20 protein-coding genes are annotated in these 17,591 nt (G+C 66.4%); 12 read left to right on the forward strand and 8 right to left on the reverse strand.

Features of this window, described 5'->3' with window-relative positions; translation table 11 throughout:
* The first annotated feature begins 57 nt into the window (after positions 1-57).
* Positions 58-1,149: a redox-regulated ATPase YchF gene (ychF, locus tag AC1DN0_RS12575; RefSeq protein WP_441634155.1), complete on the forward strand. Its 1,092-nt coding sequence runs from the start codon at positions 58-60 to the stop codon at positions 1,147-1,149.
* A gap of 128 nt (positions 1,150-1,277) precedes the next feature.
* Here ychF and AC1DN0_RS12580 read toward each other — a convergent pair whose 3' ends face one another.
* A complete protein-coding gene (locus AC1DN0_RS12580) occupies positions 1,278-1,568 on the reverse strand; it encodes a hypothetical protein (protein WP_441634157.1) in 291 nt (96 codons plus the stop codon).
* A gap of 595 nt (positions 1,569-2,163) precedes the next feature.
* On the opposite strand from AC1DN0_RS12580, the gene AC1DN0_RS12585 reads away from it, so the two are divergent.
* Both AC1DN0_RS12585 and AC1DN0_RS12590 read left to right on the forward strand, forming a co-directional pair.
* The gene (locus AC1DN0_RS12585; RefSeq protein WP_441634159.1) at positions 2,164-2,802 is read left to right on the forward strand and encodes a DUF433 domain-containing protein; all 639 of its coding nucleotides are present in this window, start codon (positions 2,164-2,166) and stop codon (positions 2,800-2,802) included.
* The gene (locus AC1DN0_RS12590; RefSeq protein ID WP_441634161.1) at positions 2,799-3,203 is read left to right on the forward strand and encodes a PIN-like domain-containing protein; all 405 of its coding nucleotides are present in this window, start codon (positions 2,799-2,801) and stop codon (positions 3,201-3,203) included. Before AC1DN0_RS12585 ends, AC1DN0_RS12590 begins: the two co-directional genes overlap by 4 nt.
* 258 nt (positions 3,204-3,461) lie before the next feature.
* Here the strand turns inward: AC1DN0_RS12590 and AC1DN0_RS12595 are convergent, their stop codons facing one another.
* From AC1DN0_RS12595 to AC1DN0_RS12605, 3 genes are read right to left on the reverse strand one after another with little or no spacing between them, the layout of a single operon-like run.
* Positions 3,462-3,962: a GDYXXLXY domain-containing protein gene (locus AC1DN0_RS12595; protein ID WP_441634163.1), complete on the reverse strand. Its 501-nt coding sequence runs from the start codon at positions 3,960-3,962 to the stop codon at positions 3,462-3,464.
* Positions 3,959-5,080, reverse strand: a complete 1,122-nt coding sequence (locus AC1DN0_RS12600; protein WP_441634165.1) for a DUF4401 domain-containing protein — start codon at positions 5,078-5,080, stop codon at positions 3,959-3,961. Before AC1DN0_RS12600 ends, AC1DN0_RS12595 begins: the two co-directional genes overlap by 4 nt.
* A complete protein-coding gene (locus AC1DN0_RS12605) occupies positions 5,077-6,132 on the reverse strand; it encodes a DUF2157 domain-containing protein (protein WP_441634167.1) in 1,056 nt (351 codons plus the stop codon). Before AC1DN0_RS12605 ends, AC1DN0_RS12600 begins: the two co-directional genes overlap by 4 nt.
* Before the next feature lie 156 nt (positions 6,133-6,288).
* Here AC1DN0_RS12605 and AC1DN0_RS12610 point away from each other — a divergent pair, with 156 nt between their 5' ends.
* Positions 6,289-7,056, forward strand: coding sequence for a 5'-methylthioadenosine/adenosylhomocysteine nucleosidase (locus tag AC1DN0_RS12610; RefSeq protein WP_441634169.1), 768 nt, complete (start codon positions 6,289-6,291; stop codon positions 7,054-7,056).
* Between the two features lie 79 nt (positions 7,057-7,135).
* Here AC1DN0_RS12610 and AC1DN0_RS12615 read toward each other — a convergent pair whose 3' ends face one another.
* Entirely contained in the window at positions 7,136-7,372 is a 237-nt protein-coding gene (locus tag AC1DN0_RS12615) for a hypothetical protein (protein WP_441634171.1), read from the reverse strand.
* Between the two features lie 263 nt (positions 7,373-7,635).
* Between AC1DN0_RS12615 and hemA the strand changes: the two genes are divergently transcribed.
* The 6 genes from hemA to AC1DN0_RS12645 all read left to right on the forward strand — a co-directional run bounded on the left by hemA (position 7,636) and on the right by AC1DN0_RS12645 (position 12,875).
* A complete protein-coding gene (gene hemA, locus AC1DN0_RS12620; RefSeq protein WP_035875423.1) occupies positions 7,636-8,940 on the forward strand; it encodes a glutamyl-tRNA reductase in 1,305 nt (434 codons plus the stop codon).
* Positions 8,941-9,073: 133 nt separating this feature from the next.
* Positions 9,074-10,156 carry a peptide chain release factor 1 gene (gene prfA, locus AC1DN0_RS12625; protein ID WP_441634173.1) on the forward strand — a complete coding sequence of 361 codons (1,083 nt, stop codon included), beginning with the start codon at positions 9,074-9,076 and terminating at the stop codon, positions 10,154-10,156.
* A 234-nt stretch (positions 10,157-10,390) separates the two neighbouring features.
* Positions 10,391-10,717 (forward strand): hypothetical protein, encoded by a 327-nt coding sequence (locus AC1DN0_RS12630; RefSeq protein ID WP_045238844.1) that lies wholly within the window; start codon positions 10,391-10,393, stop codon positions 10,715-10,717.
* Between the two features lie 200 nt (positions 10,718-10,917).
* Complete coding sequence (gene prmC / locus AC1DN0_RS12635) at positions 10,918-11,841, forward strand: peptide chain release factor N(5)-glutamine methyltransferase (protein ID WP_441628964.1); 924 nt, start codon at positions 10,918-10,920, stop codon at positions 11,839-11,841.
* 115 nt (positions 11,842-11,956) lie between these two features.
* Positions 11,957-12,268, forward strand: coding sequence for a Grx4 family monothiol glutaredoxin (grxD, locus tag AC1DN0_RS12640; RefSeq protein WP_035875397.1), 312 nt, complete (start codon positions 11,957-11,959; stop codon positions 12,266-12,268).
* Between the two features lie 7 nt (positions 12,269-12,275).
* Entirely contained in the window at positions 12,276-12,875 is a 600-nt protein-coding gene (locus AC1DN0_RS12645; protein ID WP_045238842.1) for a UbiX family flavin prenyltransferase, read from the forward strand.
* 45 nt (positions 12,876-12,920) lie between these two features.
* On the opposite strand, the gene AC1DN0_RS12650 is transcribed toward AC1DN0_RS12645, so the two are convergent.
* The 3 genes from AC1DN0_RS12650 to AC1DN0_RS12660 form a co-directional block, all read right to left on the reverse strand.
* Positions 12,921-13,130, reverse strand: a complete 210-nt coding sequence (locus AC1DN0_RS12650) for a hypothetical protein (protein WP_441628961.1) — start codon at positions 13,128-13,130, stop codon at positions 12,921-12,923.
* 132 nt (positions 13,131-13,262) lie between these two features.
* Positions 13,263-14,783: an L-piperidine-6-carboxylate dehydrogenase gene (amaB, locus tag AC1DN0_RS12655; RefSeq protein ID WP_477145754.1), complete on the reverse strand. Its 1,521-nt coding sequence runs from the start codon at positions 14,781-14,783 to the stop codon at positions 13,263-13,265.
* Positions 14,780-15,907, reverse strand: coding sequence for a saccharopine dehydrogenase family protein (locus AC1DN0_RS12660; RefSeq protein ID WP_441628973.1), 1,128 nt, complete (start codon positions 15,905-15,907; stop codon positions 14,780-14,782). The genes amaB and AC1DN0_RS12660 overlap by 4 nt, the downstream gene beginning before the upstream one ends.
* A 312-nt stretch (positions 15,908-16,219) precedes the next feature.
* On the opposite strand from AC1DN0_RS12660, the gene AC1DN0_RS12665 reads away from it, so the two are divergent.
* Together AC1DN0_RS12665 and dapB are read left to right on the forward strand one after the other, a co-directional pair.
* A complete protein-coding gene (locus AC1DN0_RS12665) occupies positions 16,220-16,669 on the forward strand; it encodes an Lrp/AsnC family transcriptional regulator (RefSeq protein WP_441628957.1) in 450 nt (149 codons plus the stop codon).
* 92 nt (positions 16,670-16,761) lie between these two features.
* On the forward strand, positions 16,762-17,571 hold the full coding sequence (dapB, locus tag AC1DN0_RS12670) for a 4-hydroxy-tetrahydrodipicolinate reductase (RefSeq protein ID WP_441628955.1): 810 nt from the start codon (positions 16,762-16,764) through the stop codon (positions 17,569-17,571).
* Positions 17,572-17,591: the final 20 nt, after the last annotated feature.

The following is a 17,591-nucleotide window of genomic DNA, read 5'->3' on the forward strand; positions in this document are numbered from 1 at the left end:
AACCGCGCCAGACGCACCCAGGGCGAACCGCAACCCATTGATTTTTAAAGGTTTACCATGAGCCTCAAATGCGGCATCGTCGGCCTGCCCAACGTCGGCAAGTCCACGCTGTTCAACGCCCTGACCAAGGCCGGCATCGCCGCCGAGAACTACCCGTTCTGCACCATCGAGCCCAATGTGGGCGTGGTGGAAGTGCCGGATCCGAGGCTTGTCAACCTGGCCGAGATCGTCAAGCCCGAGCGCGTCCTGCCGGCCGTGGTCGAATTCGTCGACATCGCCGGCCTGGTGGCGGGCGCCTCCAAGGGTGAAGGCCTGGGCAACCAGTTCCTGGCCAATATCCGCGAAACCGACGCCATCACCCACGTGGTGCGCTGCTTCGAGGACGAGAACGTCATCCACGTCGCCGGCAAGGTCGATCCGCTGTCCGACATCGAGGTGATCAATACCGAACTGGCGCTGGCTGACCTCGCCACCGTGGAAAAGGCCCACGCCCGCTACATCAAGCCCGCGCGCGCCGGTGACAAGGAAGCGCTGCGCCTGGTGGCCGTGCTGGAAAAGGCCCAGGCCGTGCTCAACGAAGCCAAGGCCGTGCGCACGCTCGACCTGTCGGACGAAGAATGGGCCGCCATCAAGCCGCTGTGCCTGATCACCGCCAAGCCCACCATGTACGTAGCCAACGTGCGTGAAGACGGCTTCGAGAACAATCCGCACCTGGACGCCGTGCGCGCCCACGCCGCCAAGACCAAGTCGCCGGTCGTGGCCGTCTGCGCCGCCATCGAAGCCGAGATCGCCGACCTCGACGATGCGGACAAGGCCGAGTTCCTGGCCGACCTCGGCATGGAAGAACCCGGCCTGGACCGCGTGATCCGTGCGGGCTTTACCCTGCTGGGCCTGCAGACCTATTTCACCGCCGGCGTGAAGGAAGTGCGCGCGTGGACGATCCATGTGGGCGACACCGCTCCGCAGGCGGCCGGCGTGATCCACACCGACTTCGAACGCGGCTTCATCCGCGCCCAGACCATCGCCTATGAAGACTTCATTACCTACAAAGGTGAGCAAGGCGCCAAGGAAGCCGGCAAGATGCGCGCGGAAGGCAAGGAGTATGTGGTGAAGGATGGCGACGTGATGAACTTCTTGTTTAACGTCTAAGCAGACTGCGCCACTGTCCGCCGGCTGGATTCGGCGGGCGACGAAAAATGAGCCCCGCAAGGCATGTGTGCCTGCGGGGCTTTCTGTTTCAGGTGACGGCCCGTCGCTCGTGCCGAGCCACCGCAAATTCATCCATCATGCGCGCCCTCCGAGTCCCGCAAGACCGCGAGTTCGCTCAACACCAGCGCTTCGTTAGCGAGTGTCGCCGCCAGCGAGAGCAGGTGACCTTGTGTCTCGTCAGTCAAGTTCGCAAGGGTGCCACCGGCAGCGTTCTCGATCGCGACCGACAGCAGCGCGTTGAGTTGGGCAGCCTTTTCCGCGGCGAGGCTAAGCGGGCTTTCGGATGCAGCGTGCGCGGTCACGAAGATATCGCGGCCTGTCTGCTCGGCGCTAATGTTGTACTGCGGGTGCTTACACATCGAACGCCCTCCGTTGGGAAGCGCGCTCGCGCTAACCGGGAGGAGTTTGGGGAAATACAGATTGCCCGAAATGGGCGTACGAAGACTGGGGCATGCAGATGCCTCCTACGTTGCGGTTTCAACTCCGCTCCCCCGACGCCAATCGGGGTGGGCGGGCGCAAGGCAGGGTTGGCGTACCAGAACGTAGGGAACCGGCGAGCCCGAAGGCTCCCCCGCCCAGGCCCGCCCATAGGGACGTGCGAAGGCGCGACGGAAAAAACCGCCTGGCGGCGGTTATCCGCCTACGTTTTCGGGACGCCAATCCCGGTCGCTGTGGTTGCAGCGGCTCCCCTAGTATAGCGCCGGCAGCAATGATCTTGCGCATTCCCGAGGCATCGGCTGCTGACTCCACGAAGAAGCACAAACACAGATTGGAGCTGCTCCCTAGTAGACTCACGCCGGTCAGGCACCGGAGCGTGTTAACGAAAACATGACAACTGCACGCCCGCGAAGCCGCTAAAATATCCAGATTCGCCGCCGGCATTTAGCTGGCAGGACACTACGTGGAAGGAGGGGGCAATGATGAAGTTGACTGGCATTGGCCTATACACCTTCCATGAAGCTGCGACCCGTGCGCGACCTGCGGCGCTGGCTGGACGGCTATGCATATCGGGACAAGACAACCCGGCATGCGGTCCCGGTTGCTCCACTTTGGGAGACCGAACTGGCGGAAGCGGACGTGGATGGGATCAGTTTTCATGATTTGCTGGAAGTCCGATTCGTCCGAGCGTTTCGCCAGCACGGCGTCAGCCTGCAAACGATACGCCTCGCCAGCCGCAAGGCACGCGAGCTTTTTGCCCTGCCACATCCCTTTACCTCCCGCCGTTTCCAGACGGACGGCCGCACAATCTTCGCGTCCACCATACAAGAATCCGGTGAGACCGAATTGCTGGACTTGGTGAAAAGCCAGTACGCGTTTCAGAAGATCATCGAGCCCTCTTTGTATCGTGGCATCGAATTTGGTGCTGACGATGCCGCCGCGCGCTGGTACCCGACGCTGCGCAGCAAGGCCGTGGTCTTGGATCCTGCAATCGCCTTCGGCAAGCCCATTGTCACTGATGGCGCCATCAGAACTTCAATCCTCGCCGAGGCATTCCAGGCCGAAGGCGACAAACAGCTTGTTGCCAGGTTGTATGAAGTGCCTGTTGCCTCGGTGGAGGCCGCAGTCGCGTTTGAAGAACGCCTGGTAGCGTGAAGTTCTTCGCTGACAACAATCTCTCTCCAGCGCTGGCACGGGCGCTCCACTCGCTTTCCGAACCATACGGGCACTCCGTCGCTCCCTTGCGAGACCGCTTCCCACAAGACACAACGGATGCGGCCTGGATCGACGCTCTCTCGCAAGAAGGTGGATGGGCGGTCATCACGCACGACAAGCTGAACAAAGGCCTCGAGCGAGAAGCACTACGCCGTGCGGGGCTAATTGTCTTCTTTCTCGACAAAAGCTGGTCAAACCATAGGCTCTGGGATATTGCGCACAATCTGGTGCGGTGGTGGCTACGGATCATCGAGCAATCTGAAGGAATCAAAGGCGGAGCCGCCTTCAAGGTTCCCTTCAACTTCTCTGGCAAAGGCCAGTTCGAACAAGTCAAACTCTAGGACAGGCGCAAAGCGGCGTCTCACGACACCCTATGCCAATGGCTGTGGCACCAACGCCCGATCTCGACCTGGCCTGGACAAGGAAGCTACAAAAGGCGCGGGCTTGCAACCAGTGCGCGCTTTGCGTCGGGCCTCCGGCATCTGCGAGCGCCATCAAGCCGGCGGTCACACAACGCAGCAATGTGAATCGGCTCTGATGTTCCAGCCGATCCAATCATGGTTGGCGCACAGCGGCATGCTGACGGCAACTGTCACCTCTCACAGTGCCCCCAAATCCTCCCCCCGCAGCCCCACCAGCAGCGCCTGTCCGTCCGGCCCTACGCGGAACTCGCCATAGCGCGCCTTCTCGAACCGCGCCCCCTGCCCTTCCTGGAAGAAGAACGCATCGGTGGACACCTGTGCCTGCACGCCGCCCCAGCGGGTCGGCACGTTCTGGAAGCGCAGCAGTTGCTCGCCGCCGGCCAGTGCCGCGCCCGTGTACAGGCGCACGAAGGTGGCTTCGCCGCGTGCATCGCGGCGGATCACGGCAACTTGCTCGCGGGTGGGCTCGATGCCTTGCAGCTTGCCTGCCTGGCGGATGGACTCGGCGATGGCAAAGTTCAGTGCCATGTAGTCGCCTTGCATGAGCGAGCGCGGATCGACTGGCGCCAGTCGCAGGTAGACGGTGCCGCCATGCGCCAGCAGCCGTTCCTTGCCGGCGATGGCGAAGGCGGCCAGCCCGAGCGTGAGCACCCATGCCAACAATATCCAGCGTTTCATGCTTGTCTCCTTGCGCCTTCGCGGCGCAGCGCCAGGCGCAGCAGCAGCACGGCGATGCCGGCGCCGGCGAGCGTGGCGGACTTGATCAGCAGCGTCCAGTGCAGCGCGCTGTAGTACCAGATGAAGCCGCTGCCGAGCGCGGCGACGGCCAGGCCCAGCCAGGGCAGCGAGCCGCGGCGCAGCGCCAGGCCGAGCGCGAGGGCGGCGGCGACTACCGCCGGCGCACCGGCGAGCAACGCGCTGAACAGCACCGCGCCGACAAGCGCGCTGCCCCGCACTGCCGGGCTTAGCTGCATCCGGCCTGCCTCGGCAAGTACAAACGCGGCGAGCACCGCGCCAAACAGCGCGCCAGCCATCCAGTAGTTGCCGGCGTGGCGCCCGGTATCGGCATCGAACAGCAGTGCCTGAGGCTGGCTGAGGCCGGTCACCACCAGGGCCGCGCCCAGTGCGAACAGCAGCGTGGCATCCGCGGCCGGCTCGATCCAGTTGTGCAGACCGGCGGCGCAGAGCCGCCCTTCCGCCACCACGAAGCCGGTGAGCAGCGTCATGGCGAAGGGCGCGAGCCAGCCTAGCGAGAAGCTCATGGCTTGCCAGACGTGGCGCAGGCCGGGCGTCATGGCCAGGTGGAGCGCCAGGGCCACGCCGGTCCATACGCCCAGCGCGGCCAGGAAGCGATGGAGCCGGTTGCTGACCAGCACATAGAGCACGGCCTCCAGCAGCGCGAGCGCGCCCCAGAAGGCGGCCGATTCGAGCAGGCGGCCGCCGCCGTAGGCCTGGCTCGCGCCGTACACGAGCAGGCCCTGGCCGCTGAGGCTGACGGCCAGCGCGAATTGCTCGAGCGCGGTGGCGCCCGCGCGGCGCCGGTACAGCACCGCGGCCAGCGCGATCATGGCGGCGCCGCAGAGCGCCATTGCCGTGGCGTTGTCGCGCGCGGCCACAAAAACCGAGCCGAGCAGGAAGGCGAGGAAGAACACCGCACCGAGCCAGCCCGCAAGTCCCATCAACAGCCTGACGGCCCATGGCGTGCGCCCTTGTGCGGCTTGCGGCTGCCCTTGCACCAAGCCGAGCGCGGCCAGGTCCTGCCACAACCTTTGTACTACGTGACGGTCGCTGGTCATGCCGGCTCTCCATTGGGCGCGCCGCTTTGGGCTTGACCGTGGTGTCGATAGGCGCGCAGCAGCCAAGCCGCCGCCGCCGCGGACAGACCGATGGTCAGCAGCCCGAGGATCAGGAAGGCGCCGAACGCGTCCCGGCTGCCCTCCAGCAGTAGCCGGGCAACCCCGGTCACCAGCAGCACGATGACCGAGAAGCTGGCCAGGCTGAGCGCCACCACATCGAATGCCCGCAGCCGGAACCAGGCCAGCAGCCCGCCCAGCGTGAGCATGGCCACGCCGAACATGGCGGGATCGAAGCGGTTGTGCAGGATGCTGGCGAGGCCGAGCCAGCCGGCGTAGGCGCACGCCAGCGTGGCAAGGATGCGCGCGCTGGCCAGCCCGCGAAAGCCGTAGGCCGGCGCCGCTGCGCGCAGCGCGAACCACAGCACCAGCTGCACGAGCGTGGCCGCCAGCAGCGAGAGCGTGGTGGCGCGTTCGCCAGCCGCGCCAAACAGCAGGTCGAACATGCCGCCCACGCCAAGGCGCACGCTGAAATACCGCAGCAGCGCGACATTGGCCAGCACGATCACCACCCACCAGTGCGGCGCCGCGCGCGCGGCCAGCGCCCACGGGATCGCCAGCAGTGCCCACAGGGCGAACAGCTGCCACGCGTCCGCGCCGGTCTGGTAGACCTGCCCGATCACGGCCAGCAGCACGCCGGCCACCACCTGGGCGCCGCAAAGCGCCGCCAGCCCCGCCATGTCGGCGGGCGGGCGCAGCCAGGCGAATCCCGCCAGCAGCGTCAGCGCGCCGGCCAGCAGGCCAAACTTGGCGAACTTGTGCAGGTCCTGCCAGTTGAAGGCGAAGAACACGATCACGCCGGCGCACAGCAGCGCGGCGCCCAGCATCAGCAACGTGCGATCGAGCCAGGTCCGCCACTGCGCCGCGTCGGGCTCGGTCCCTGGCCAGCCGGCGGCCACGCCGTCGGCGCCGAGCACGCCCTGCTCACGCCAGTGTGCCAGCGCCTGGCGCGCTGCCCGCCGGTCTTGAAAACCCTGCGTTGTGGTTGCCTGCATTGATGCCCCATGTGATGGATACGCCAGCGCACTGTAGCAAAGGCGCCGCCTCTGCGCAGCTTTCCTTGCGTGAGCGGGAACATGCAACAGCGCTGCTTTGCCGCCCTGTCCCGGCCCGGTATGCTGTGCGTTTCTCCAACCCAGCCACGCCTCGCCATGACCCTTGGTATCCTCGCCGCCATCCACGATGAAGTCGACGGCCTGATCGCCGCCATGCGCCACGATGACGCCCGCGCCACCGTGCGGACTATCGGCATGCGCGACTATCACGTTGGCCATCTCTACGGCCAGCGCTGCGTGCTGGTGCTCGCGCGCATGGGCAAGGTGGCGGCGGCGGCCACCACGGTCACCCTGGTGCGCGAGTTCGGCGTGGATGAGATCGTCTTCACCGGCCTGGCCGGCGGCATCGGGGCCGAGACGCGGGTCGGGGACGTGGTGGTGGCGGACCGCACGCTGCAGCACGACCTGGACGCGCGGCCGTTTTTTGCCCGGCATGAGGTCCCGCTGCTGGATCGCGCTGAATTCCCCACCGACCCGGCGCTTACCGCCGCGCTGCGCGATGCAGTGGCAGGCTACCTGCGGGATGATCTGCCGACCTCCGTCCCGGCCGGCGTGCTGGCGCGCTTCGGGGTCAGCGCGCCCAGGCTGCATGTGGGGATGATCGCCAGCGGCGACCAGTTCATCGGCTCCCCCGCCGCCGCGGCCGAGTTGCGCGAGCGCTTGCCCGGCGTGCTGGCGGTGGAAATGGAAGGCGCCGCGGTGGCGCAGGTTTGCCATGAGTATGGCGTGCGGCATGCGGTGATGCGCACGCTATCTGATCGGGCCGACGATAGTGCGCATGTGGATTTCCCGGCGTTCTTGACCGAGGTGGCCAGCCACTATTCGAGCGGGGTTTTGAGGCGGTTTTTGGAACTGCGCGGGTAAGGGGAGGTTTTCGAACTGAGATTCGGATGCCTTGTATTTAAACTCGGCATTCACTTTGAGCCAGGCATCCGGGCACCGTCTACCGCCCCCTGGCAACACCCCAAACACCCACCAGCAGGCCTGCTCCCAGGATCGCCGCAAACCAGCCCGCCATCTGCCCGGCAACAAACCAGTGCAAGCCCTGCCCGCCGTAAAACGCGGCCAGCGCCCCCAACGCCCCGAACAGCATCGCCGCCAGCAGGCTGACCCGGCCCGCCGGGTGCAGCCACCGCGCCGCCAGCCCGACCAGCACCCCTACCACCAGCGTACCCAACATCACTTTCTCCTGTATTCCTGAAATGGCGGCTTGCTTCGACGGCTCCCCTGAAGGCCGTGCGTGGCCATAACAATACGGTAATGCCGGCCTTCACCCATCCGTACCACGGCAAGATCCGCGCCGGGCGCTATAATGTAGCCCGGTTCGGCGGCGCTTTGCGCCGGAATCCGCGCTTGAATTCATGCCCGGATTGCACCTGACTCCCGCGCTGCAGCCTGCAAAGCCGCTGCCCGGAGCCCGGCCAGAGAGACATGCTCCCCACCATGCAACTGCTCGCGATCGGTATCAATCACACCACGGCGCCCGTCTCGCTGCGCGAACGGGTGGCGTTTCCGCTCGAGCAGATCAAACCCGCGCTGGGCGCCTTGCGCACCCACCTGGCGGGCAGGAACGGCACCGAAGCCGCCATCCTCTCCACTTGCAACCGCACCGAGATCTACTGCGCGACCGATGTGCTGGTGTCGGGGTCGGAAGGCTTCGAGCACACGCTGCGCTGGCTGGCGCAGCATCATAACGTGCCGGCCGGAGAACTCGCGCCCCACCTCTATTCCCTGCCGCAGTCGGAAGCCGTACGCCACGCGTTCCGGGTAGCCAGCGGGCTGGATTCGATGGTGCTGGGCGAAACCCAGATCCTGGGCCAGCTGAAGGATGCGGTGCGCACAGCCGGCGAAGCCGGCGCGCTGGGCACCTACCTGAACCAGTTGTTCCAGCGCACCTTTGCGGTGGCCAAGGAAGTCCGCGGCCAGACCGAGATCGGCGCGCATTCGGTGTCCATGGCGGCCGCCGCGGTACGGCTGGCCCAGCGGATTTTTGAAAGCGTCTCGACCCAGCGCGTGCTGTTTATCGGCGCGGGAGAAATGATCGAGCTGTGCGCAACGCACTTTGCAGCGCAAACGCCACGCCAGATCGTGGTGGCCAACCGCACCGTCGAGCGCGGCGAGAAGCTCGCCGAGCAGCTTGCCGGCCAGGGCCTGACCACCGAGGCGATCCGCCTGTCGGACCTGGGCGCGCGCCTGCACGAGTTCGACATCGTGGTGTCGTGCACCGCCAGTTCCCTGCCCATCATCGGGCTGGGCGCGGTGGAACGCGCGGTCAAGCTGCGCCGCCACCGCCCCATCATGATGGTGGACCTGGCCGTGCCGCGCGACGTCGAGCCCGAAGTCGCACGCCTGGATGACGTCTTCCTGTACACCGTGGACGACCTCGGTGCCATCGTGCGCGAGGGCAACGCCATGCGCCAGGCGGCCGTGGCCCAGGCGGAAGCCATCATCGAGAGCCGCGTGCAGAACTTCATGCACTGGCTGGAAACCCGCAGCGTGGTGCCGGTCATCCGTGACCTGCAGGCGCAGGGCGAGGCCATGCGCCAGGCCGAGCTGGAGCGCGCGCGCCGGATGCTGGCGCGCGGCGACGACCCCGAGGCTGTGCTCGAAGCACTGTCCGGCGCGCTGACCCGCAAATTCCTGCATGGCCCCACCCACGCGCTGAACCACACCCAGGGCGACGACCGCGAAACCCTGCTGCGCCTGGTGCCCGGCCTGTTCCGCCACAGCAGCCACTCCGAGCGCTAGCCGCGCTCACCTCGGCCGCGCGTGTCCTGCGCGTGGCCAGCCTTGCGTTGCCCCGGCCCGTTCCGCCGCGCCGCACGCAGCCTCACCCCAGCAACATTTCGCACCCACCGTTTCATCGCGTCCCCGGATATCCATGAAAGCCAGCATGCTCACCAAGCTCGACCAACTGGCCGAGCGGCTCGACGAAGTCAACGCCCTGCTAGCGCGCGAGGACGCCACCGCCAAGATCGACCAGTACCGCAAGCTCACCCGCGAGCATGCCGAACTGTCTCCGGTGGCCGAGCAATATGCGCAGTATCGCCAGGCGCAGGACGACCTCGCCACCGCGCAGGCGCTGCTGGACGATCCCGAGATGAGGGAGTTCGCCGCCGATGAAATCACCGCGGCCCGCGAACAGTTGGAAACGCTGGCAGGCAGCCTGCAGAAACTACTGCTGCCCAAGGACCCCAACGATGACCGCAATCTGCTGCTGGAAATCCGTGCCGGCGCGGGCGGCGAGGAAAGCGCGCTGTTCGCGGCCAACCTGCTGCGCATGTACACGCGCTACGCCGAGCGCCAGCGCTGGCAGGTGGAGGTCATGAGCGAATCCCCGTCGGACCTGGGCGGCTACAAGGAAGTGATTATCCGGATCGCCGGCGATGCGGCATTCTCCAGGCTCAAGTTCGAATCCGGCGGCCATCGCGTGCAGCGCGTACCGGCCACCGAGGCGCAGGGGCGCATCCATACGTCCGCCTGCACGGTGGCGGTGATGCCCGAGGCCGACGAGGTGGGCGAGATCGAGATCAATCCCTCCGACCTGCGCGTCGATACCTTCCGCGCCTCGGGTGCCGGCGGCCAGCACGTCAACAAGACCGATTCGGCGGTGCGCCTCACCCACCTGCCCACCGGCATCGTGGTGGAATGCCAGGACGACCGCAGCCAGCACCGCAACAAGGACAAGGCCATGAAAGTCCTGGCCGCCCGCTTGATGGACCAGAAGCTGCGCGCTGCCCAGGCGCAAGAAGCCACTACCCGGCGCAACCTGATCGGCACCGGCGACAGAAGCGACCGTATCCGCACCTACAACTTCCCGCAGGGGCGGGTGACCGATCACCGGATCAACCTGACGCTCTACAAGATCGACATGATCATGGACGGCGACCTGGACGAACTGTTGTCCGCGCTGGCCGCGGAACACCAGGCCGATCAATTGGCGGCGCTCGGCGAAGGACATTAATCGCGAATCGACGCGCGGCAATACCACGTTATTGCGAAAAAATAACTATCGCCGGGGTAATCAGTCGAATCGCGAGGCGTAAATCGAGATATCTGAACGAAAACCTTTGTATCTGTTGTAAATGCTTGCAACAGCACTAGCGTGCCATTTTTCGCTGTCTATAATCGTTTTCGACCGAGCCGCCATCCAGAGGTCGGCGTGTCGCTACTCTAAAACGGACAAAAGGACGAAATCATGAAGAAACTGCTCGCGCTGCTGATGATCACCGCCGCCATGGCCGCCTGCGGCAAGAAGGACGAAGCCCCGGCCACGTCGAGCGCCGAAAGCGCCATGCAGAACGCCGCCGAATCCGCCAAGGCCGCCGCCAGCGATGCCGCAGCCGCCGCCGGCCATGCCGCCGATGCCGCCAAGGCTGCCGCGAACAGTGCCGCTTCCGATGTCTCGGCCGCTGCCGACAAGGCCAAGGAAGACGCCGACAACGCCATGGCAAAGGCCAAGGAAGCTACCAAGGACGCCGTCAACGCCAGCGCCGACAAGGCCAAGGACACCGTCAACAAGTAATTCCCGCACCTTACGCGTTTCACGCTGCCCGCAGCGATCGCGCGGGCGGCCCGAAAGTGCCCGCCGCTCAGGCAAGCGCGTTACACTGCAAACCCCGTCCGGGCGCCTCCCGACGGGGTTTTGCTTTTCCCTTGTTCGTTTTCGCTTCCGGTCTTCCGTCTTGCGCCCCCGTGGCGCGCCTCGCCCTGCCCCGCCGCCCCATGTCCAGCACCCAGTCCAACGCCTCCTCCGCAGCCGCCGGCCCGCATGCCGCCACGCCAGTCGCCTTGCCTGAAGCGGCCACTGTGCGTGAAGTCCTGGCGTTGGCTGCCGCAGCGGGATTGCCGGCGCTCGAAGCGCGGCTGCTGGTGAGCCACGTCACCGGGTTGTCCCGCACGCAGTTGATCACCCGCGATGACGAAACGCTGAACCCCGTCCAGCGCGAAAGCATCGCGGCCCTGCTGGGGCGCCGCTTGGCCGGGGAGCCGGTGGCCTACCTGCTGGGTGAACGTGAATTCTTCGGGCGCGGCTTCCGCGTCACGCCCGATGTGCTGATTCCGCGCCCGGACACGGAAATCGCCGTGGAAGCCGCCTTGAAGCTGCTGGCCCCGCTGCCATCCCCGCGCGTGCTCGACATGGGCACCGGCTCGGGCGCGCTGGCAGTCACCCTTGCATGCGAGCGTCCCGACGCCGAAGTCTGGGCCACCGACATATCGCCCGGCGCCCTGCAGGTTGCCGAAGGCAACGCACGCGCGCTCGGCGCCGCCAATGTGCGCTTTCTCGCCTCCGACTGGTATGCCGGGCTGCCCGGCGGCCTGCGCTTCGACCTGATTGTCAGCAATCCGCCCTATATCGCCGCCGGCGACCCGCACCTGGCCCAGGGCGACCTGCGCTTCGAGCCGATCGACGCGCTGACCGATCACGGCGATGGTTTGTCCGACCTGGCCGCCATCGTGGCCGGGGCGCGCGCGCGCCTGCATGCGGGTGGCTGGCTGCTGATGGAACATGGCTATGACCAGGGCCAGGCTGCGCGCGACCTGCTGGCCGCGGCCGGCATGACGGAAATCTTCACCGTGCGCGACCTGGCGGACCACGAGCGCTGCACCGGCGCGCGGCTGCAACCCGCGTCCGGGGCGGGCGCCTGAAGCAAGCGGCCGATTCCGGTAAAATCAATCGCTTGCAGGCGCGTACATCACGCGCCCTCCGATTTCCAGATGGCGGCGCCCGAACCGGCACCGCATTCAACCGTAAAGAGACATCATGAGTGACGTGCAGCAAAAGATCGACCAGATCGTCAAGGGCAGCCCGGTGGTCCTGTTCATGAAGGGCACCGCCCAGTTCCCGATGTGCGGCTTCTCCGGCCGCGCCATCCAGATCCTGAAGGCCTGCGGCGTCGACGCGCCGACCACGGTCAATGTGCTGGAAGACGAAGGCATCCGCCAGGGCATCAAGGAATACGCCAGCTGGCCAACCATTCCGCAGCTTTACGTGAACGGCGAATTCGTCGGCGGCTCGGACATCATGATGGAGATGTACCAGAACGGCGAACTGCAATCGCTGCTCAAGGCCTGAGCGCGCGATGACCGCAGCGGGTGACGCCAAGCCGCGGCGCATCGTCGTCGCGATCACCGGCGCCACCGGCGCGGTCTACGGGGTCCGCCTGGTACAGATACTCAGTGCCGCGCCCGGCATCGAAACCCACCTGCTGATTTCGCCGGCAGGCGTGATGAACCTGCAGCACGAACTCGACATGGGCAAGGCCGAGGTGGAAGCGTTTGCCCACGTCGTCCACAACGTGCGCGATATCGGCGCGACCATCGCCAGCGGCTCCTTCGCAGCCCACGCGATGGTGGTGGCGCCCTGCTCCATGCGCACGCTGGCGGCGGTAGCCCACGGCATGTCCGACAACCTCATCACCCGCGCCGCCGACGTCACGCTCAAGGAGCGCCGCAAGCTGGTGCTGATGGTGCGCGAAACGCCGCTGAATCTAGCGCACCTGCGCAATATGACCGCCGTCACCGAGATGGGCGGCATCATCTTCCCCCCGGTCCCCGGCTTCTACCAGAAGCCGCAGAGCGTGGCCGAACTGGTCGACCACACCGTTGGCCGCGTGCTGGACCTGATCGACGTACCGCAGACACTGGCGCCGAGCTGGGCCGGACTCAACGGCCAGGCCTGAAACCTCCCGCAAACGCAGCGCGGCAGGCGCCTGCGGTGCCCGCCGTCAACGCCAGTAGCGATAACGGCGGCCGTATCCGCCGTAGTAGCCGTATCCACCGTAATAGCCCGGGCTCACCACCACCGCCGGAGCGGCATAGACCGGTGCGGGCGCAACGGCAACCTCGCCGCCATAGCCCGGATAAGCCGGGTACACCGCGCAACCGCCCAGCATGGCGGCACCCGCTACCGCGATTCCCATCATCCACGTCTTCATTTCATCGTCCTTGCGGCTTTGTGTAGCCTCAAGAACGTTATACGGGCCAGCTTGGTAATACAGGGGCAACGCCCTGTAACCCTTGTTACGAATCGCAACGTTTAGGCGAAGGTAAAAACCCGCGCGACCACCCTATATCTCAAACCTGACCCCCTGCGCCAACGGCAACGCGTCGCCATAGTTGACCGTATTGGTAGCCCTGCGCATAYACCCCTTCCAGGCATCCGACCCGGATTCMCGCCCSCCRCCRGTSGCCTTCTCMCCACCRAACGCRCCRCCAATCTCCGCCCCGCTGGTSCCGATATTCACATTGGCGATCCCGCAATCGCTCCCCGCGGCCGACATGAAGCGTTCCGCCTCGCGCAGCGACTCGGTGAAGATGCAAGACGACAAGCCATGCTCCGACGCATTGTTCAGCGCGACGGCCTCCTCCAGCATGGTGTAGGGCATCACATAGAGAATCGGCGCGAAGGTTTCCGTCAGCATCGTCTCGTGCTGGCGATCGGTCAGCACCAGCGCCGGCCGAACATACTCGGCATTGGGGAAACGCTCCGCCAGCACGCGCTCGCCGCCGTGCACGGTGTTGCCGTGCTCGCGGCACCGGAGCAGCGCGCGAGCCATGGCGGCACCGGCAGCGCCATCGATCAGCGGGCCGACCAGGGTCGACTCGGCGAGCGGATCGCCCACCTGCAGGCGGCCGAACACCTGGACCAGCCGCGACGTCACGGCTTCCAGCACATCGACATGCACGAAGGCGCGGCGCAACGAAGTGCAGCGCTGCCCCGCGGTGCCGGCGGCGGAGAACGTCATGGCGCGGATGGCCAGTTCAAGGTCGGCCGATGGCGCGATGATCGCGGCGTTGTTGCCGCCTAGCTCCAGGATGGCGCGCTTGAAGCGTTCGGCGCAGGCAATGCCCACTTCGCGGCCCATGCGGGTGGAGCCCGTCGCGCTGATCAGCCGCACATCGGCATGCTCGACCAGATGCTGGCCCAGCGCCTGACCGCCCGGGAGCACCGTGGCGATGCCAACGTGCTGCGGCGCCGCGATCTCCAGCACGCCGTCCAGCAAGCCTTGCATCGCCAACGCGCACAGCGGGGTCTTCTCCGACGGTTTCCAGATCACCCCGTTGCCGCACACCAGCGCCAGCGCCGCGTTCCAGGCCCATACCGCCACCGGGAAGTTGAAGGCAGAGATGACGCCGCACAGGCCATAGGGATGCCAGGTCTCGCGCATCGCATGCTGGGGCCGCTCGGAAGCGATGGTCAGGCCGTGCAGCTGGCGCGACAGGCCAACCGCGAAGTCGCAGATGTCGATCATCTCCTGTACCTCGCCCAGCCCTTCCTGCAGGATCTTGCCGGCTTCGAGCGAGACCAGTTGCCCGAGATGCTTCTTGTGCTCGCGCAGGACTTCGCCAAAGCGCCGCACGACTTCGCCCCGCACCGGCGCGGGCACCAGCGCCCAGCTTGCCTGCACCGCACGGGCGCGCCCGATGCGTGCATCGGCATCAGGCAACGTGCATGCGGGCAGATGCCCGAAGGCCTCGCCGTCGATGGGCGAGCGCACCGGCAATGCGCCGGCCGGACCTTCGCCGTCGCGCCAGGGCGCCGTCAGCCCGATGGCCTGCCAGCAGGCCGCGAATTCCTTTGCTTTCATACCATTGCCTCTTGAAGCGGATGACGGGTGTAGTGTCGGCCGAAACGGTTGGCCAGGAAAGTGTCCAGCGGCATCGCCTCCTGCGGCACGAAGCCGGCCTGCGGCAGTTCGCCGCTGGCAACCAGGTCCAGCGCGGTGCAGATGCCGGCCGCCGTGGTGAGCTGGATCGCATTGACGTGGCCCGCGGCCGTATCGGCACCGCCGATGCGCACCGAGAACGAAGCCTGCGTCAGCGGGCCACGCCCGCCCTTGCCGCCTGCCGCATAGCCGGTTGCGTTGGCGAACACGATCACCACATCCTGCCGCGTGGCGGGAATCGCGCTCTCGAAAATTTCCCGCATCCAGTCGCGGCGTTCGCGCAGGCGCAGGTCGTTGAGCAACAGCTTCATTACCGCGCAGTGCCCCGGATACCGGATCGACTTGTAGTCCACGTCGCGCGCCCGGCCGGCCAGTGTCTCGGGCAAGGTGCCGAGCCCGCCAGACGTATTAAAGGCTTCGTACTCGATGCCGTCCAGCGAGAAACTCTCCAGCCCTTCCAGTGCGGGCACTTCCACGCGGCGGCCATCGACGATGGCTTCGCACGGATTGCAGTATTCGTTGATCAGCCCTTCCGTGCTCCAGGTCAGGTTGTACTTGAGTGCATTGCTCGGGTAGCGCGGCAGCGCGCCAACGCGCATTTTCAGGTCGAGCAGTTCGCCGCCGCCACGCAGGAAGCGCTGGGCGAGATCGTTGCCGACCACGCCGATAAACCCCGGTGCGAGCCCGCACTGCGGCATCAGCACGGAGCGCGCGCCTTCGGCCAGCCGGCGGACGGCGTGGGTGGCGGCAACATCTTCGGTCAGGTCGAAATAGTGCACGCCGAGGCTGACCGCGACCGTGGCCACGGCGACGGCGGCATGGAATGGCAGCGCGTTGAGCACGGCGTCCGCGCCGCCCAGCAGGCAGGCGCAATCCTGGTCCTGGCCCGGGTCGCCGACGCGCACGGCGATGCCTTCGGGCAAGCCTTCGAGATGGGCGGGTTCGCGGTCGACCAGGGTGACGCGGTAGTCGCCGCTGTCATGCAGCATGACGGCGATGGTGCGGCCGATCTTGCCTGCGCCCAGCACGACCACGCGCATCGGCATCTGCCTGGCATTGCGGGCGGGGGTGCCGGGAGTAACGGAAACGGCCGGGTTGGCGGGCTGCGCGGCGGACACCGCGGCTTGGGTGGTTCGTCCAGTCTGGTCCAGATGGCCGGTTGGCGTGATGCAGGTCATGATGTCCCTCGTGGAAAGTGTGGATCGGCCTTCGTCCGTGCTTGAAGTATGGTTGCGGGCAAAGCCAGAATGAAGGGACAAGATTGACGAAAGGGCCTCACAATCGAACGAATCGACGAGACCATCGGTCGAATCGTCAAGACCGACTTGTTTTCTGCCTTCGCGAACCGCGCCAAGCCCATGACCGAACTCGATCAGACCGACCGCCACCTGCTCTCCCTGCTGCAGGCCAACGCGCGCGAGAACGCCGCCAATCTCGCGCGCAAGCTCGGCATTGCCCGCACCACCGTGGTGGCCCGGATCGCGCGGCTCGAACGCGACGGCGTGATCGCCGGCTATGGCGTGCGGCTTGGCCAGGAGATGGAAGACAATGCCATCCTGGCGTTCTGCGGCTTGTCGGTGATGCCAAAGACCGCGCCGGCCGTGGTGCGGGCGCTGCAGCGCTTTCCCGAGATCGAGGAACTCAATTCGGTCAGTGGCCCCGTGGACTACATGGCGGTGATCCGCTGCGACACGCATGCCCGCCTGGACAAGCTGCTCGACGAAATCGGCGCGCTGGACGGCGTCAACCACACCACCACGTCGATCGTGCTGGCGCGCAAGATCGACCGGCGCCGGGCCGCGGGCTGACACAGCGGCGAAAGCGCAAAAGGCTTATGCTGCACAACTTGGCAGGCAGCCGGGACATCCCGGAAAACCATCCAGATCAGGAGAGCAAGACGATGAGCAATCGCATTCGAGTCGCCGTGGGCGGCGTGACCGGCTGGGCCGGCGGCGAACTGGCGCGCGGGGTGGCGCACGCGGACGATATGACGCTGGTGGCCGGGTTGTCGCGCGGCGCCGCCGGGCAGACCTTGGCCGAACTGACCGCGCACAAGGGCACACCCGGCGTGGCGGTGGCCAGCATCGACGAACTGGCGGACGGCGCCTGCGACGTCTATGTGGAATACACCAAGCCGGACGTCGCCAAGCGCAACATCCTGCAGGCGCTGGCAAAGGGCGCGCATGTGGTGGTCGGCACGTCGGGGCTGTCGGACGAGGACTACGCCGAGATCGACGCCGCCGCGCGCCAGGCCGGGCGCGGCGTGCTGGCCTGCGGCAACTTCGCCATTACCGTGGTGCTGCTGCAGAAGTTCGCCGAGATGGCCGCGCGCCACCTGGAGCACTGGGAGATCATCGACTACGCCAAGGCCGGCAAGATCGATGTGCCCTCCGGCACGGTGCGCGAACTGGCGTATCGCCTGGGGCAGGTCCGCGAAGCCGCGCAAGTGGTCCCCGTCGACCAGGTCAAGGGCCCGAAGGAAACCCGCGGCGCGACCCTGTCCGGCAGCCAGGTGCACGCGGTGCGGCTGCCTGGGTACCAGCTGGGCGTGGAGGTGATCTTTGGCGCCGACGGGCAACGCCTGCACCTCAAGCATGAGGCCGGCGATGGCTCCAAGCCTTATGTGTCCGGTGCGCTGCTGGCGATCCGCAAGGTGCACGCGGTGACCGGGCTGGTGCGCGGGCTGGACAAGGTGATGGAAGGGCTTTGAGCTTCGCTCGCCTCTCGCCC

The organism is Cupriavidus sp. 05N39 (genome assembly GCF_056397325.1).

Bases quoted from the DNA above. Each gene is read 5' to 3' on its own strand.
- ychF (WP_441634155.1), top strand. From the start codon at position 58: ATGAGCCTCAAATGCGGCATCGTCGGCCTGCCCAACGTCGGCAAGTCC.
- AC1DN0_RS12580 (WP_441634157.1), bottom strand. From the start codon at position 1,568: ATGTGTAAGCACCCGCAGTACAACATTAGCGCCGAGCAGACAGGCCGC.
- AC1DN0_RS12585 (WP_441634159.1), top strand. From the start codon at position 2,164: ATGAAGCTGCGACCCGTGCGCGACCTGCGGCGCTGGCTGGACGGCTAT.
- AC1DN0_RS12595 (WP_441634163.1), bottom strand. From the start codon at position 3,962: ATGAAACGCTGGATATTGTTGGCATGGGTGCTCACGCTCGGGCTGGCC.
- AC1DN0_RS12600 (WP_441634165.1), bottom strand. From the start codon at position 5,080: ATGACCAGCGACCGTCACGTAGTACAAAGGTTGTGGCAGGACCTGGCC.
- AC1DN0_RS12605 (WP_441634167.1), bottom strand. From the start codon at position 6,132: ATGCAGGCAACCACAACGCAGGGTTTTCAAGACCGGCGGGCAGCGCGC.
- AC1DN0_RS12610 (WP_441634169.1), top strand. From the start codon at position 6,289: ATGACCCTTGGTATCCTCGCCGCCATCCACGATGAAGTCGACGGCCTG.
- AC1DN0_RS12615 (WP_441634171.1), bottom strand. From the start codon at position 7,372: ATGTTGGGTACGCTGGTGGTAGGGGTGCTGGTCGGGCTGGCGGCGCGG.
- hemA (WP_035875423.1), top strand. From the start codon at position 7,636: ATGCAACTGCTCGCGATCGGTATCAATCACACCACGGCGCCCGTCTCG.
- prfA (WP_441634173.1), top strand. From the start codon at position 9,074: ATGAAAGCCAGCATGCTCACCAAGCTCGACCAACTGGCCGAGCGGCTC.
- AC1DN0_RS12630 (WP_045238844.1), top strand. From the start codon at position 10,391: ATGAAGAAACTGCTCGCGCTGCTGATGATCACCGCCGCCATGGCCGCC.
- prmC (WP_441628964.1), top strand. From the start codon at position 10,918: ATGTCCAGCACCCAGTCCAACGCCTCCTCCGCAGCCGCCGGCCCGCAT.
- grxD (WP_035875397.1), top strand. From the start codon at position 11,957: ATGAGTGACGTGCAGCAAAAGATCGACCAGATCGTCAAGGGCAGCCCG.
- AC1DN0_RS12645 (WP_045238842.1), top strand. From the start codon at position 12,276: ATGACCGCAGCGGGTGACGCCAAGCCGCGGCGCATCGTCGTCGCGATC.
- AC1DN0_RS12650 (WP_441628961.1), bottom strand. From the start codon at position 13,130: ATGAAGACGTGGATGATGGGAATCGCGGTAGCGGGTGCCGCCATGCTG.
- AC1DN0_RS12660 (WP_441628973.1), bottom strand. From the start codon at position 15,907: ATGCCGATGCGCGTGGTCGTGCTGGGCGCAGGCAAGATCGGCCGCACC.
- AC1DN0_RS12665 (WP_441628957.1), top strand. From the start codon at position 16,220: ATGACCGAACTCGATCAGACCGACCGCCACCTGCTCTCCCTGCTGCAG.
- dapB (WP_441628955.1), top strand. From the start codon at position 16,762: ATGAGCAATCGCATTCGAGTCGCCGTGGGCGGCGTGACCGGCTGGGCC.